The sequence below is a fragment of the Streptococcus sp. WM07 genome, assembly GCF_004570525.1.
Classification (GTDB): Bacteria; Bacillota; Bacilli; order Lactobacillales; family Streptococcaceae; genus Streptococcus.
In genome coordinates, this window is the sequence record NZ_SPPZ01000366.1 from 1 (window position 1) to 247 (window position 247).

Sequence of the window (247 nt, forward strand, 5' to 3'; positions counted from 1 at the left end):
TTTTGTCAAAAGTTCTTCTCTCAACACCAACTAGGCGTTTAAAGCGTAAATCGGAAAGTTTTTTACTGGATTCATAATTCATGCTTCTATTTTATCATATCCTTGTTTCGCAGGAAGTCTATTAAAGTTGAACTATCTGTCTTATCACCGAAAAATCCAGATTTCATCTCTTTTATGAAATTTTCAGACTGTCCCCGTTTTCGATAAAGTTGAAAATATTCCTGGCTAACTCCACCAGTTAGATTGG

General features: G+C 34.4%; 1 pseudogene. It reads right to left on the bottom strand.

Features of this window, described 5'->3' with window-relative positions:
- Window positions 1-119 precede the first annotated feature (119 nt).
- Window positions 120-247 (bottom strand): annotated as a pseudogene (locus E4T71_RS09575) (IS1380 family transposase); the annotation flags it as partial.